Source organism: Acaryochloris sp. 'Moss Beach', assembly GCF_021497025.1.
GTDB classification, from domain to species: Bacteria; Cyanobacteriota; Cyanobacteriia; order Thermosynechococcales; family Thermosynechococcaceae; genus Acaryochloris; species Acaryochloris marina_A.
Genome location: NZ_CP071717.1, coordinates 4069848 through 4085028 on the forward strand (window position 1 = coordinate 4069848; position 15181 = coordinate 4085028).

The 15181-nt window shown below is 47.4% G+C and carries 16 protein-coding genes and 1 pseudogene; 8 read left to right on the forward strand and 9 right to left on the reverse strand.

What is annotated here, in order from left to right; all coding sequences use genetic code 11:
- Positions 1-16 precede the first annotated feature (16 nt).
- Positions 17-1609, forward strand: a pseudogene (locus HRE53_RS34490) (glucose-6-phosphate isomerase).
- Positions 1610-1789: 180 nt separating this feature from the next.
- Positions 1790-2692: an FHA domain-containing protein gene (locus HRE53_RS19215; protein ID WP_235107580.1), complete on the forward strand. Its 903-nt coding sequence runs from the start codon at positions 1790-1792 to the stop codon at positions 2690-2692.
- 24 nt (positions 2693-2716) lie between these two features.
- Here HRE53_RS19215 and HRE53_RS19220 read toward each other — a convergent pair whose 3' ends face one another.
- Complete coding sequence (locus HRE53_RS19220) at positions 2717-3616, reverse strand: AEC family transporter (RefSeq protein WP_235107581.1); 900 nt, start codon at positions 3614-3616, stop codon at positions 2717-2719.
- Positions 3617-3685: 69 nt separating this feature from the next.
- Between HRE53_RS19220 and HRE53_RS19225 the strand changes: the two genes are divergently transcribed.
- The 3 genes from HRE53_RS19225 to HRE53_RS19235 all read left to right on the forward strand — a co-directional run bounded on the left by HRE53_RS19225 (position 3686) and on the right by HRE53_RS19235 (position 5624).
- Complete coding sequence (locus HRE53_RS19225) at positions 3686-4105, forward strand: DUF2809 domain-containing protein (RefSeq protein ID WP_235107582.1); 420 nt, start codon at positions 3686-3688, stop codon at positions 4103-4105.
- Positions 4106-4228: 123 nt separating this feature from the next.
- Complete coding sequence (gene yaaA, locus HRE53_RS19230; RefSeq protein WP_235107583.1) at positions 4229-4987, forward strand: peroxide stress protein YaaA; 759 nt, start codon at positions 4229-4231, stop codon at positions 4985-4987.
- A gap of 7 nt (positions 4988-4994) precedes the next feature.
- Positions 4995-5624: a class I SAM-dependent methyltransferase gene (locus HRE53_RS19235; RefSeq protein WP_235107584.1), complete on the forward strand. Its 630-nt coding sequence runs from the start codon at positions 4995-4997 to the stop codon at positions 5622-5624.
- Between the two features lie 243 nt (positions 5625-5867).
- On the opposite strand, the gene HRE53_RS19240 is transcribed toward HRE53_RS19235, so the two are convergent.
- Positions 5868-6206 (reverse strand): hypothetical protein, encoded by a 339-nt coding sequence (locus HRE53_RS19240; protein ID WP_235107585.1) that lies wholly within the window; start codon positions 6204-6206, stop codon positions 5868-5870.
- A gap of 222 nt (positions 6207-6428) precedes the next feature.
- Here HRE53_RS19240 and HRE53_RS19245 point away from each other — a divergent pair, with 222 nt between their 5' ends.
- Entirely contained in the window at positions 6429-6575 is a 147-nt protein-coding gene (locus HRE53_RS19245) for a hypothetical protein (protein WP_235107586.1), read from the forward strand.
- A gap of 878 nt (positions 6576-7453) precedes the next feature.
- Positions 7454-7582, forward strand: a complete 129-nt coding sequence (locus HRE53_RS34495) for a hypothetical protein (protein WP_255800794.1) — start codon at positions 7454-7456, stop codon at positions 7580-7582.
- A gap of 5 nt (positions 7583-7587) precedes the next feature.
- On the opposite strand, the gene HRE53_RS19250 is transcribed toward HRE53_RS34495, so the two are convergent.
- From HRE53_RS19250 to HRE53_RS19280, 7 genes are all read right to left on the reverse strand, one after another.
- The gene (locus tag HRE53_RS19250) at positions 7588-8076 is read right to left on the reverse strand and encodes a hypothetical protein (RefSeq protein ID WP_235107587.1); all 489 of its coding nucleotides are present in this window, start codon (positions 8074-8076) and stop codon (positions 7588-7590) included.
- Positions 8077-8276: 200 nt separating this feature from the next.
- Positions 8277-8552 (reverse strand): hypothetical protein, encoded by a 276-nt coding sequence (locus HRE53_RS19255; protein WP_235107588.1) that lies wholly within the window; start codon positions 8550-8552, stop codon positions 8277-8279.
- Between the two features lie 144 nt (positions 8553-8696).
- Positions 8697-10604 (reverse strand): ATP-dependent zinc metalloprotease FtsH4, encoded by a 1908-nt coding sequence (gene ftsH4 / locus HRE53_RS19260; protein WP_235107589.1) that lies wholly within the window; start codon positions 10602-10604, stop codon positions 8697-8699.
- Between the two features lie 97 nt (positions 10605-10701).
- Positions 10702-10899 carry an electron transporter gene (locus tag HRE53_RS19265; protein WP_212664871.1) on the reverse strand — a complete coding sequence of 66 codons (198 nt, stop codon included), beginning with the start codon at positions 10897-10899 and terminating at the stop codon, positions 10702-10704.
- Positions 10900-11345: 446 nt separating this feature from the next.
- Positions 11346-11531 carry a sigma factor-like helix-turn-helix DNA-binding protein gene (locus HRE53_RS19270; RefSeq protein ID WP_235107590.1) on the reverse strand — a complete coding sequence of 62 codons (186 nt, stop codon included), beginning with the start codon at positions 11529-11531 and terminating at the stop codon, positions 11346-11348.
- A gap of 185 nt (positions 11532-11716) precedes the next feature.
- Positions 11717-11875, reverse strand: coding sequence for a high light inducible protein (locus HRE53_RS19275; RefSeq protein WP_212664872.1), 159 nt, complete (start codon positions 11873-11875; stop codon positions 11717-11719).
- 220 nt (positions 11876-12095) lie between these two features.
- Positions 12096-13010, reverse strand: a complete 915-nt coding sequence (locus HRE53_RS19280; protein WP_235107591.1) for a hypothetical protein — start codon at positions 13008-13010, stop codon at positions 12096-12098.
- A 358-nt stretch (positions 13011-13368) separates the two neighbouring features.
- On the opposite strand from HRE53_RS19280, the gene HRE53_RS19285 reads away from it, so the two are divergent.
- The gene (locus tag HRE53_RS19285; protein WP_235107592.1) at positions 13369-15171 is read left to right on the forward strand and encodes an ABC transporter ATP-binding protein; all 1803 of its coding nucleotides are present in this window, start codon (positions 13369-13371) and stop codon (positions 15169-15171) included.
- Positions 15172-15181: the final 10 nt, after the last annotated feature.

The window sequence follows — 15181 nt, forward strand, 5'->3', positions numbered from 1 at the left end:
CACTCAGGAACGATATATGGATGCAGCCGCCCTTTGGCAACGTTATCAAGACTGGCTCTACTACCACGAGCAGCTTGGTATCTATGTAGACATCAGCCGCATGAGTTTTGATGATGCGTTCGTCGAACGCTTGGAGCCTAAGTTTGTCAAGGCTTTCAAGGAAATGGATGCCCTGGAAGCGGGTGCGATCGCAAATCCTGACGAAAATCGCATGGTCGGCCATTATTGGCTCCGGGACTCCAATCTTGCCCCCCACCCCCGAATTAAAAAAAAGAAATTGTTACCACATTAGAAAAGATTGAAGCCTTTGCCGCGGATGTCCATGCGGGACGAATCAAGCCCGCAACTGCCCCCCGCTTTACGGATGTAATTTCCATTGGTATTGGGGGATCTTCTCTAGGCCCCCAGTTTGTGTCCCAGGCATTGGCGGTCCTCCATCCTGCCTTGGTGATGCATTTTATTGATAACACCGATCCAGCGGGCATCGATTACATCTTGGATACGGTCCAAGATCGCTTGGATACCACCCTGGTCGTCACCATTTCTAAGTCTGGCGGCACGCCTGAAACTCGAAATGGCATGTTAGAGGTGAAGAACCGCTTCAAGAACCTGGGATTAGATTTTCCTCAACATGCGGTCGCAGTCACGGGCTATGGCAGTAAACTCGCTCAAATTGCCGAAAGTGAAGGCTGGTTAGCAATGCTCCCCATGCATGATTGGGTGGGGGGAAGAACCTCTGAGCTTTCCGCTGTTGGTTTGGTTCCCGCCTCCTTACAAGGCATTGCCATTCGAGAGATGTTGGCAGGGGGCCAAAGCCATGGACGAGGCTACCCGAGTCCATGATCTAAAAACCAATCCCGCCGCCTTGTTAGCATTATCTTGGTATTTTTCCGGGGAAGGTGAAGGCAAAAAAGACATGGTGATTTTGCCTTATAAAGACAGTCTGATGTTGTTTAGCCGTTATCTCCAACAGCTGGTGATGGAGTCCTTAGGTAAAGAAAAAGATCTCGACAACAAGATTGTTCACCAAGGCATTGCCGTCTATGGCAACAAAGGATCAACGGATCAACATGCTTATGTCCAAGAACTGCGGGAAGGGATTCCCAACTTCTTTCTCACCTTTTTTGAAGTCTTAAAAGATCGAGACGGTGATCGGTTTGAAGTAGAGCCAGGTGTGACCTCGGGAGATTATTTATCTGGATTCCTGTTAGGAACCCGAACTGCTCTCTACGAGAAGCGTCGTGACTCCATTACCGTTACTCTACCGGAAGTGACTTCTAAACATGTGGGTGCTTTGATTGCTCTATATGAGCGGGCCGTGGGTCTTTATGCGTCCTTAATTAATGTCAATGCTTATCACCAACCCGGTGTAGAAGCAGGTAAGAAAGCCGCAACGGATACCATCGCTTTGCAGAATACAGTCGTGCAAATCCTCAGAAGTACATTAACGCCATTACCCATCACCAGTCTGGCTGAGAAAGCAGACGCCCCTGACAAAATAGAGACCATCTATAAAATTGTCCGACATCTCGCCGCCAATAACCGGGGGGTCGAGCTATATGGTGATCCAGCTGAGCCAGGGGGACTCCAGGTAACTCTGAAAGGCTAGTGAGCCATACATAATCCAAGTATCAACGGGCCTCTGAATCAAGGGGCTCGTTTTTTGTGACAGATGAAGATCCGGATCATAGGAAAATTAGGGTGAGTTTCAGGGCAGATGTTCATTAACCGGAGGGAAATTCCCATACTAAGTCTATGAACCCTATGCCCTTGCATTTAGATCTAAACGATGACTTCTGCTCCTACGCCCCAATTGATTATTACGGGTGAGATTCCCCAACAAATTGATCTCACCCGTCAAAAAACTTGGACGTTAGGACGGAGTTCCATCAATGCGATTGTGCTGGCGGAAGGAGCAGTCTCTCGGCATCATGCCAAGCTAGAAGTTGTAGATAACCGGCATTGCTACTTTGTAGATCTCAATAGCAGCAATGGCTCTCAAATCAATCAGAAACGTGCTAACGAGCCCTTACTCCTCAAGCATGGGGATGTGATTACCATCGGATCCACTGATATCCGATTTCATTTGCCCTATGTTACCCACTCAGGGGCTACGGTGCCGTTTCGCCCCAAGCAGGTGTTGATGATGCAGGAGTCGGCAACTCAAGGGATTATTTGGCAGGAAATCCTCTGTTCTCAAGGATTTGATGTGCATTGGCTGCCCCCTGCTGCAGACTTACAACAGCGCATGAACCTAGATGCGGCTGCCAATGTTCTGCCTGATTTACTGCTGGTAGATATCGAAGCTTATAAAGGGGATGCCCTAGGGTTGTGTTCTTGGTGTCAGGATACTTACCCCCAGCTGCCCTTATTTTTGACTCTCAGTACCGTCGCTTCTGCTGCCATCGTGGAAACGAATGTAACTCTGCCCACAGGAACTGGGAAAATATTGCCTGCGTTTCCTTGCGATCAGCTGTCCCTGAAAATCGGCACATTTGTGCAATCTCTACAGTCCCTCTTAAATGGCATGGGGGGCTGCACCTTGAATCAGCAAGATCTGATGGCTGCCCTTGCCAACTTGGATCAGATTCTCAGTCGTTCCAGCGTTTCTCCTGGGGCTGCTCCGACCTTTGATAATGATCTGGATGAATTTACGATTCTAGACAACAAGAAAAAACCCAAAGCCAGCTAACGTTGAGTCGGCAATGTCTACCTCTCAAGTGCCGATGGATTGGATCAGGCCCAACATCATCGGTAAGGTGATCAGGCTTAACAAGGTGGACCCAATAATGGTGCGAGCGACACGAGAGGGATCTCCTCCAAACTCATTCACCCAAATCAGAGTGTTGACGGCAGTGGGCATAGCGCTTTGGAGCACTAAAACTTTTAAATCCAAGGGGGCGAGTTGCAAAATAGTCCCAATTCCTAGGGCGATCAGGGGAGCCATGATCAACCGTAAACTAGCTGCTAGAAGCTCATACTTGCCTAACCTTAAGGGGGTTTGGGCCAGCTGCATCCCTAACGTCACAAGGGCAATGGGAATTGCTGCATTCCCCAGCATGGCAACTCCTTCATCTAGGCGAAACGGTAGCTGAAACCCAGATAGCTGAAGCAGCAAGCCTGCGAGCATGGCCCAAAATAGCGGTAATTTTAGGGTTAAAGCGATGCCTGCTCGAATCCCTGACGTATTCAGTAGGGCTGGCCCAACGCCTGCCATCAAAATGGAGGCGGCAATTAAATAAATAATGGCCCGTTCTAACCCTGCTGCCCCCAAGGTAAAAGAGACCATGGGCAAACCCAGATTGCCAGCATTGCCAAAAAGGGTGGTGGCGAGCAGACTCATCTTGATCGGGGTTGGAAGTTTGAATCCTTGACTGAGGAGCAGGACAATCACCGCCAGGGTAACCGTTGTCAGGAGATACCCAGCAATCAACCCTGTCGCACTCTGGAGGGAGAGGGTGTTGCGATAGAGACTACTGGCAATGAGGGCTGGGACCAAAATATAGATGGCCAGATGCGATAAGGTTTGGTAGTCCAGCTTTAGGGTTTTGCCTGCTATATAGCCAATGCAGATAATCAGGCTGACTGGCAGGATGGCAGGGAGTAAGGCGGTCATCGCAGCTCTTGATAAGCGGGTAAAGTCATCCTAGGTTGGATTTACTGGAGAGTCACTAGGATCGTTGATATGCCTAAGCCACCAGCCCCACCGTATCGTCACTATCGCCAGGCTTTGGCCGTGAGTATGGCGGTGATTGTGCCGTTGGGATTGGGTATCAAGTTTTATCAGGGACCGGGACAGTCCTGGCTGAATGATACGTTTGGCGGCGTCCCCTATGAGATTTTCTTTGTTTTGCTGGCGGCTTATATTTGGCCTGCAGTATCGCCGGGGAGAATTGCGATCGCAGTGTGTCTCGCCACCTGTGGATTAGAATTCCTGCAGCTGTGGCAACCGGCTTGGCTCCAGGCGATCCGAGGGACCTTACCTGGACGGCTGGTGTTGGGCAATACCTTTAGCTGGACGGACTTTCCTTACTATTTCATCGGCAGTGGGTTGGGATGGCTAGGGTTGCGATTGTTGAAGCGAAGGACATTACGCACCTATTAATTCCTTGATTAATTTTAGGTGTGAAAAGAAGGTCGATCAACGCCTGATAAATCAGCCGTGGTAAATTGTCAGATGCGCGTGCGCCCTAGAGCAAGACCCAATGCCGACAGCAGGAGTAGAGCCATGTTAATGATCATCTCCCCCTCGAAAACTCAAAACTTTGATCCACCACCTGCAATCGACTATACGGTGCCGACTCAGGCTGCCCAAACCCAAATTTTGGCCAAACAACTGCGACAATATAGCCCGGAAGACTTGGGCAAGTTGATGAAAATTAGCCCTAAACTGTCTGATCTTAACTGGCAGCGCTACCAAGACTTTCAGGACTCCTTTACCCAAGAAAATGCCAAGCAAGCCCTCTTGGCTTTTAGGGGCGACGTCTATAACGGTATTGAGGTAGAGAGCTACTCCCAGGATGATTTTGCCTTTGCCCAGGCCCATCTCCGTATTCTGTCGGGGTTGTACGGTCTCCTCAAGCCCCTGGATTTGATCCAGCCCTATCGGTTAGAGATGGGAACTAAACTCCAGACGGACAAGGGCAAGACCCTTTATGACTTTTGGGGGGCTCAAATTACAGACGCACTCAATACCGATTTAGACGCCCATACGCCCCTGATTAATCTGGCATCGGGGGAGTATTTCAAGGCCGTTCAGCCCCAGCAGCTCAAGGGTAAAGTGCTCAATATTGCCTTTAAGGAAAATAAGAATGGCACCTATAAGGTGATTGGGATTCACGCTAAGCGGGCCCGAGGGTTGATGGTGAACTATGCCATCCAAAACCGCATTGCTGAACCTAAGGGTTTACAAGGATTTGATGTAGAACGATATCAGTTCAATCCCAGTCTTTCACAAGAAAACGAATGGGTCTTTTGTCGGGGTTAGGTTGACTGTGCTGTCTTCTCTACAGGCTTTTGTTGCTCAACAACTTGGATATCCCTCTGGTATCTGGGGGCGATTGCTGTTGCGATTCCTCAATAGAGGAAATGCGGGTATGCATCAGTTGGCTTTTGAGCAATTGGCGATACGTCAGGGCGATCGCATCCTAGAAATCGGGTTTGGTGGGGGCAGTCTGCTGGCTCAGATCTTACAAACGGGCCTGCCAGAAACGGTTGTGGGAATTGACTATGCAGAAGATGCGTTGAAAGTCGCGCAGACAAAATTACGACAATATATGCGGTCAGGCCAACTCACCCTACAGCAAGGGAATGCCGATCATCTTTCTTTCCCTGACCAGCAGTTTGATTACATTTGTACGGTCAATACCCTCTACTTTTGGCCGGATGCCCTAGCGGTGTTTCAAGAGTGTTACCGCACGCTGAGGCCGGAAGGAAAATTAGTGATTTGCTACAACACCCAAACGTTTCTGGAAGAACAAGGTTTAATCCAGCAAGGATTTAAAGGGTATGAGGTAGACGCTGTGGAAAACTTATTAGGCCAAACGGGTTTCCAATCAATACGAACCATGTCTGGAGAAGATGCTAGCAATGGGAAATATTATTGCACCTGTGGAAAACGGTGATATTTCACCTAGGCCCACACCGTAAATACATAGACAAAATACGCCCCATATAAGCAGCCAACGGTCCCTAGCGCAATGCGACCTTTTAGAGATTTATAGTGGCGAAACAGGATGGCGCAACTGATGACAACGGCTAGAATTTCGAGACGGGTGACGGTGCCCCCGTGATGATCCGGATCCCAATAGGAAATAGGACTTTCAAATCGCCAATTAGAAAACGGAAAGAAGTGGCGATGGCCATCATCATGATGCAGGGGGCAAATCCCCTAGGGCGTGTAAGCCCATACTGGCAAATAACAACATGCCGACTTGGGAGCTAGCCCATAACGCAAGCAAAAAGCCAAAGGCCATGATCGGCAGTGAATTAAAGACATCAATAAAGTTCTGCCAATGAGTTTGATAGTAGGCCTGTCGCCAAATATATTGCTCAGAACTGCCCCGTAGTACTTTCTCCACAAAGTAGAACACAAACATCGGGGCATCGGGTAATATACCGCCAACGGCAACAGAGGTAACTAACTTTGCTGATCGGTTTCGGCCTAAGCACAGCAGGTTAAGCAGAATATGGGCAGGGGTATTCATCAGCTGAGAGTAAGCGAGTCTTAAGGGTTCAGGTTAAGCCAAAAAAATGCTGAGGAATATCATAGCCTAACGTTTCTGCGAAAATTCTAAGTAAGACTGTGCAATCACAATCAACTTTAGAGTAGTGCATCGTTCTCTATACCCCAATCGTCAATCTTCTTTGCCACTCCGTCTGCCCCCCTCGAAGTTCAATACGATGTTGTAACGACCGATCAGACAACGGTGGAGCAGCCTCCCAGAATATCAGCTTACACGTCGGCTTCACAGCGACAAGAGGCAGCCCAATTCCTAGATCCACTGAGTGTCCATCAGCTACTGGACGAGATTGCAGAGCAACATCAAACCTTAAAAGCAAAGCTGAAAAAGTGAGTGAAAGACGTTCGTTTTGATCTAATTTTCCAGCTAGTTTGAAGAATGATTTGAGCTGAAATCCATGGAGATTTTCCTTGAAGAATAGGCTAAAAATATTGTTATTTGTACGTCATAAAATCAGCAGAGATCCTGCAATGACTGTGCAATCTTATTCTTCGATGTAGCCGTCGCTATAATTGACTTAAGCTAGTCTTAGCTGCTACAGATAATGACTTTTTAATAGGATTTTATATACAGATTGCGAAGCGTATAGATCTGTAAAAACGAGACGGTCTAGCTTCCATGTTGAGAAATCTTATTATGCCCTTGAATACCTCTATTAGTGGCACGCAAAATTTAGCTGAAATCATTCTATATAGAGGATTTGACAACTTGGCTGGGCAAGAAAAATGTTAACAGGCGATCTAGACAGCTGTGTTCATGATTTCAACCCGTCTCATTTAGATCTACAATGCCTCCATCCCTAAAGTATCGAAGCCTTCAATGGTTTTCGGTGAGGGATTAGTGACTATGATAATTCAGATTTAATTACCGATTTCTCGAATCCAATCGATGACAAGAGAGCCATTCTCTTTCGTTGGCTTGGTCACCTCAGTTTGTCTGAGGTGAATTTTTTGCTTCCCTTAATTTTTATCTATTCTCAATAAGACAAGGAGAAATTTATGCCTGTTTCAAAAGATGGAGTATTGGTTCTTGGTGCTGTAATTGGGGCTGCTTCTCTGATTGCCTATGCGGTGTACAGCGTCATGGCAGCACAAGCTAGCTTTTAATCTCAGTCAAGAGTTATAACTCCCTTCTCGTAGAATCTTGAAGGGAGTTTTTTTGTCTTGTTACCCCATACCCATCAGTGCCTTTTTGGCGATAACCCTACACCGATGGATTGGCCTGCTGATTTGACGGCTGGGGTGAGTGATATGTTGCTACCGCTTTCCTACTTGTGGAACAAGTTGAATCTTAGACTTCGAGTCCTCATTGCATTTGCACTCTTTACCGATGAACTGTGAATGGTTTAGTCAGTGCCGCCCCAAGTCCAGCGAGGATTGCCTTGGCGGAGGCCACTTTTGATGATTTGAGTTGTAAATCCGTTTACATCTCGCATCCCCGTCATATCTAAGATGACTTTGGCTTTGCCTTGGAACAGTTGTAATCGAATAAAAGAAGGGCCGGTATGCTCTTTGCCATCGATTTTGAGCATGCCAGCAGTCCCTTCGCAGTTGCGATATTGGGGCTTAAGGGTACCAATCCAAGTAGCGCTGTAAGGTTCCTTGGGAGCTAGGGTGATATTGGTTGCGATCGCACTTAAATTCACCATGCCATCCGTTGCGTATCCCCCTTCTTGATAAGGCTGCCTAGTTTGGTAAGCAATCACTGTCTTCGGACAGCCTTGCTCCGGGCCATTGATAGGGAAGATCTGCAGTTCAATCGTTTCAGCTGTAGCAGCTCTAGACACCATTAAACTAATGGGAAGTGCCAATAATAGAGACAAACATCGTTTCATCTTTAAACCTCAGATTCACTTGCCCCTTGGGGCATCTATTTCTATGAAAGTGGGTGTAATGAGGAAACGACAAGGATTTGCCATAGAACTTGACCCTTAACTGGTTTCTGAAACTGCCTGAATTTATGGCAGGTGGGCACAAACTATTGAAAACAATCGGATTAGAACTCTGGCCCACCTGTAAATTTTTCTGGGTTTTCTTACTCTGCAATGATTTGAGGGATCCAGATCGGCTGCCATCGGCCATTAAGCTCCACGGTCTTCAGAATGGCTAAAGCTCGACTTCCTTTTTCATCCCCACTCATCCCCTTATTCTTCTGACAGCGTCCAACGACAACATCTACTCCCTTTTCACTGCCAATTGTCTTCTCTGCTTGCTGACGACGGCGGTAATCAAGGCTCTTCCCAGCTTGATTGTTGTTTAAGATTTGCCCCTGTGCAGTTTGAATAGGATTACTAGGATTACTGGAGGACATGAAACCAAACACTTGCAGGTTAAATTACTGTCCACTTTTTTGAGTAAAGGTCAAACACACCAACAGCAAATGAGGTAAGGACAGACGTATAAAAAAGCCCCCTGCAAAGCAGAGGGCAACCAAAGGAATTCTCAATGAAAAGGTTTAGACAGCTAGAGGCTCTTCAGTCTCTTGGACATGCTGTTCAGGTTGAGCCTCTAATTCAGGATGGACCTTAGCGAGCATCTCCCGGAGACCATCGCCCTCAATCACTTCCTTCTCCAGCAACTGCTCAGAAATCATCTCTAGCAGCTCCTTATTTCCCTTGAGGATACCGAGAGCTTCCTGATGAGCCGTCTCCACAATACCCTTAACCTCCTTATCAATTTCCTTAGCAGTCTCATCGCTCACGGCCCGGCGAGCATTCATCCCCCCACCGAGGAAATTATTCTGCTGTCCCTTGTCATAAGCCAGAGGACCTAACACCTCACTCATGCCGTAAGACGTCACCATCTGCTCCGCCAGATCCGTCGCTCGTTGTAAGTCATTCGAAGCACCCGTCGTGATACTACCGAAGATGACTTCCTCAGCCGCTCGTCCACCCAGTAGAGTCGCAATCTGACCTCGAAGTTCAGCCTCATTCAACAAGAACCGGTCTTCAGTAGGCACTTGCAACGTGTAACCCAAGGCAGCCATACCGCGAGGAACAATGGAAATCTTCTCCACTTGATCCGAACCTGACATCTTGGCTCCGACAAGGGCATGACCGACCTCGTGGTAAGCCACAATCTTCTTCTCTTTCTCGTTGAGCACGCGGCTCTTCTTCTCTAGACCCGCTACTACTCGCTCAATTGCTTCCGCAAAGTCTTGGGTCTCCACTACCTTGTTCCCTCGTCGGGCAGCGAGTAGTGCCGCTTCATTAACCAAGTTGGCTAAGTCAGCGCCTGCAAATCCAGGAGTACGTGTGGCCATGGCTTTGAGGTCAACATTCTCACCGAGCTTCACTTTCTTGGCGTAGATTTCCAAGATGGCGAGACGACCGGTCAGGTCAGGACGGTCTACAAGAACTTGGCGGTCAAATCGACCGGGACGTAATAGGGCAGGGTCTAACGTCTCAGGACGGTTGGTGGCTGCTAGGACGATAACTGTTGCATCTCCTGCACCAAAGCCATCCATTTCAGTCAATAGCTGGTTAAGGGTTTGTTCCCGTTCGTCATTACCACCGACGAAACCATTTCCACCTGAACGAGATTTACCAATAGCATCCAATTCGTCAATAAAGATAATGCAAGGGGCTTTCTTTTTAGCTTGTTCAAACAAGTCACGAACCCGAGCTGCACCGGTACCGACAAACAGTTCCACAAATTCGGAGCCAGAGATACTGAAGAAAGCAACTCCTGCTTCACCGGCGACGGCCTTAGCCATCAACGTTTTACCCGTTCCAGGAGGTCCAACTAAAAGAACACCTTTAGGGATTTTGGCCCCGATATCAGTAAAGCGCTTGGGAGACTGGAGGAACTCAACAATTTCTTCGAGTTCGGCTTTGGATTCTTCGACACCAGCGACATCATCAAAGGTGACCTTATTGTCATCGCCTTCGACATAGACTTTGGCTTTGTTCTTGGTCACGGAGAGGGCACCTTGGGGACCACCGCCGCCCATGCCACCACGACTAAAGAATTGGAAGATGGCGACGAAGATAACGGGGGGAATCACCCAGCTCAGTAGGGTGGTGAACCAGCGATTGCCCGCAGGAGGGGTAGCGGCGAATTCCACGCCTTTGGATTCGAGAAGTTTGGGGAGTTCTAGGTCAAAGATAGGAGTGGTTTCTTGAACTCGACTGACATCTCCCTCTGTACCTTTGAGTTGATAACGAATGATGTCTTGGCCAACGGAGACCCGAGCCACTTCTTCATCTTGGACTTGCTCAATAAAGAAGCTATAGGGAACTTTAGAAACTTGTGGACCATTACCAAAGGTCAACACTAGATTGATGACTAATAGCCCCAAAGGCAGTAACAGTAAGATTATTCTTAAGGGATTAGGACGGCGTGGTTTGTCATTAACAGGCATGAGAAGGTCCTTATCTAAAAAAGTGGTGTAATAACTCGATGGGCAAGACTCAGGTCTTAAGGGTTCGATAACGCGAACCCATCGTTGCGCTGGCTTTTTATGCTAGGAGTCCAAGACGTTTGCCATTGTCGCGAGCTAGTCGAATCCAACCTTGACGGCGACTCCGGTCAATACCCATTTGATTGCAGACATTCGTAATGGCTTTAGAGTGCATAGCGATGCCTTTGCCTCTGAGCTTTACAAATTTGGGCTGACCAACGATGTTGCGAACTAGGACGACGAGAGGGGCAAACATGATGAATTCCTTTGTGTAACGTTATGTAAACTATATTAACTAGTTTGTAACGTTGTGTCAAATAAATTTACATATTCATGTTTTTGTGATACAAAAAAATGATTTGAAAAAATTATTACGTCTTTTACCCTTAAATCAATGCTTTTAGGATTTAAAAGTATTTATAAAGCAATAAATACTATGAAAAATCAATTAATAAAGTTTTTTAAGTCTTATTTGCTTATTTATCCGTCTTTAATAAAATTATGACTTCAGGATGAAGTCTCTGAGCTTATTATTTTTTTGTAAATGTATGTAAAACAAAAGAAGCTGCTCTTCTATATAAAGAGCAGCTTGAGAGATAGAGAGAATGTTTGAGTGGCCCTAGTTTAGGAGGCCATATACTCTTGCAAGCCCCCCTTCTGTGACCGAAACAGTTGAAATGCTGCTCGCTCAACTCGACGCACCTATTCTCGACTCACATTCAAATGCTCACCTACTTTTACTAAGGTCAATGGGGTTTGATCGATCAGGTCATACCGTAAGGTAATGACTTCCCGCTGTTGAGGATTTAGAGATTGTAGGAGTTTTGCTAAGAGGATGTTGTTGCATAGTCTTCTGGGGACGCATGAGGAACTTCTCGCAATTTCCATAGTGCAGTATTTTGTTGATTGCTAATCTGAATATCCAAAGAAATGGAATGATGAGCATAATCCAGAAAGGTTTCAATAATGGAAGTAATGGGAAAAAAAATAACCCCAGCTCACAGCTGGGGTCAAAGAAGAAGGAAGAGGTAGTTAAGGACTATTCACGACGCTAAGTCAGGTGCAAATAGAAATTAATTAACAAAGAAGAAAAATGAAGAAAGTTGTCCGAGGATTCCTTTTCCTGTCAATACCTCAGTGATCAAGGCGATGAAAAACCCAGACATTGCTAGGCGACCACTGAATGTCTCTGCAAAGCTGTTAAAACCCCAAGTCTGATTCTTGATGCTCATGGTGTTTGACTCCGTAATGCGAATTAACTTATGTAAACTAATGTAAATCTTATGTAAAGTTTTGTCAACCCCAGATCAAATTTCTGTTGGGCTGGATGCTCATGAAAGATGTTGACTCTGCCGGCTGGAAGAGAGAGAGGCTAAATTCATGAGTAAACCCGGAAAAATTTATAGGTGGTCTCTGGCTATGTTGGAGATTGACCCCGTTGCCATGAAAGATCTACCAGTGAATGCCTGTTAATCTTTCGAGGCAAATTAGAAAGAGTCTGGCATTGGGAATTGCGGCATAGCCGAAGGAATACTTGCCTTTCCCAGACCACCAGGTGGAATCCTTATGCTTAAACTGAAATACTCCACCCCCCAACTGAATATCTTTCATATCAGCCACCTCGACTTTGTGAGTGCCGCTCTTCTCTTCAAACTCCATAAAGCCTGGCCCAATCCTCACCACGCGCAAGGTCTTGCCGATGGGAAACTCGATATACCCCAGTTGGTTGAGTTGTTCGTTGATGACTGGTAAGAGATGGGTGCTCCACCGCCCCTCTGCAGCCTGGGCAAAGTGGTACAAATTATCCGCAGGTGGGTTTCCTTTTTGACTGCGGTAGGAGCCCTTTAGCCTAAATTCTGGCCCTGAAAGTCGAGTCCACCAGTAGTTGAAGGTTGTGCCGGTGTAGACGCCGTTGTAATAATTCCGCGTTTGCTGAGTGAAGAGATTTTTTCCATCCTTAAATAGAAAGATCTCAGTTTTAGGTTGGCCGGAGCGCTTTCCCTTGAGGCTGTGGAGGGCAATACCCAGCTCGCCAACATAAGAGCATTGATAGAAATATTGCGTGGTGAGGATGCCAATACCAATGAAAATCACTGTACTTATCAGGGCACAAATCAGGACGGGAAGTTCCGTCACAAATGCAAAAATACAGCCTCCCACTGCTCCACCGCTGGCCCAAAGCATGCAGTTCTTGAGTCGCTCTTGACCTTGGTTCGCCTGTTTAGAACGGGATAAGCTGCTATCTGCTGAAATAATCTCACCTATTTCGGGTGGTGGTGGCGCAAAAAACTCCATATCTGGAATAATTTGACTCCCAACATGGCGAACGACGTTTTCAGTTGGCGTCCAGCTCATTTCCCCAGTCATACCTTTAATGCCTCTAAATCACTACTTCCCCCACAGAACTGCTGCTGTCAAAGGAATACAGTCAAGCCTAAAACAGCTAGGTAACGGCATCCTAGAGCCAGGAGCATCAGTCAATTTGAATTCAGGCTCAATAATATACCGTCTGTATTGCAGTTGTGCAGTAGAACGGTCAGCCATGAGGGGGCTTACCCATTCCTTAGCCAACCATATTCAATGGTGTGAGTCATTTCGGGTCAGACTGATTCGCTTCACTGCATTTGTTCCTTCACGAGAAATCTATGATGACTTGCCCAAGGGAGAGCAGCAACACAGTACGCTGAAAAGATATCCCAGCAATCAACGCTGTTCCAATTGACCTATGGCAACAAAGCATCCTGACTCCAAAACCCTACATCCGCTGACTCGGCTGTTCAAGTATGGGCGGGTTTATCGTTCCCAAATTTGGTCTGCAGCAACCTGCTCTGTCCTCAACAAGATTTTTGATCTGGCCCCTCCGGTACTGATTGGAGCGGCGGTGGATATTGTGGTCAAGCGTCAGGATTCTCTGATTGCGGCCCTGGGCATTACTGATGTCTTTCAGCAATTGCTGGCCTTGTCGCTTATTTCGGCGATTATTTGGGGACTGGAGTCTGTCTTTGAATATGCCTATGCGCGTCTGTGGCGGAACTTAGCCCAGACAATGCAGCATGACCTGCGTTTAGATGCCTATCAGCATTTACAGAATCTGGAGTTGGCCTATTTCGAGGATCGCAGTACGGGGGAGCTGATGTCGATTCTGAACGACGACATTAACCAGCTAGAGCGGTTTTTGGATGGTGGGGCCAACGATATTTTGCAGGTAATCACCACCGTGGTGATTATTAGTAGTGCCTTTTTTATCCTGGCTCCTACGGTGGGGTGGATGGCGATGCTGCCGATTCCTTTGATTATTTGGGGTGCGATCGCATTTCAAAAAAAGCTGGCTCCCTACTATATGACTGTGCGAGAAAAGGTGAGCTTTCTCAATGGTCGTCTTGCCAATAACCTCAGCGGCATGGTGACGATCAAGAGCTTTACGGCGGAGGAATTTGAAGCCCAACAGGTGAGAACCGATAGCGATGCCTACCGCCAGAGCAATAGTCGGGCCATTGCTTTTAGTGCGGCGTTTATTCCTCTGATTCGAATTTTGATTTTGCTGGCGTTTATGGCGATTATGCTGTTTGGCGGTATGGAAGTGATGGCCGATCGTCTAGAGGTGGGCACCTATAGCGTGTTAGTTTTTCTGACCCAGCGCCTGCTGTGGCCCTTGACTCGATTGGGAGACACCCTCGATCAGTACCAGCGAGCGATGGCTTCGATTCAGCGGGTGATGGCCTTGCTGGATACGCCGATTCAAATTCATCCGGGGCATCTAAATTTACCCGTCCCGCAGGTTAAAGGAGAGGTGCAGTTTAAGGATGTTTCGTTTGAGTACTATCCCGATTTACCGATTATCCATAATGTTTCTCTAACGATTCCGGCAGGTGAAACCATTGCTATCGTCGGTTCGACTGGATCGGGAAAAAGTACTCTGGTGAAGCTCTTATTGCGATTTTATGAAGCCCATACGGGGGACATCACCCTAGACGGTATTGGTATTGAAACCCTGCAGCTTAAAGACTTGCGCCAAGCCATTGGCCTAGTCAGCCAGGATGTATTTCTGTTTCACGGTACGGTTTACGAAAATATTGCCTACGGCCAACCCCAAATCGATCAGGCCCAGGTGGAAAAGGCGGCCAAAAATGCCGAAGCTCATGAATTTATTTCCCAGCTGCCAGAGGGGTATCACACGATTGTGGGGGAACGAGGCCAGAAGTTGTCTGGGGGGCAACGGCAACGACTTGCGATCGCCCGCACGCTACTCAAAGATCCACCGATTTTGATCCTGGATGAAGCCACCTCTGCCGTGGATAACGAGACGGAAGCAGCGATTCAGCGGTCTTTAGATCGGATTACGGTGGATCGGACAACCATTGCCATCGCCCATCGTTTATCTACGATTCGCCATGCCGACTGTATCTATGTGATGGAGCAAGGCCGGATTGTAGAACAAGGAAAGCATGAACAGTTGCTGGCTCATGACGGCATCTATGCTCAGCTTTGGCGCGTCCAAACAGGACAGCGAGTTGAGGTGGAGCCTTAATATTGGTCCT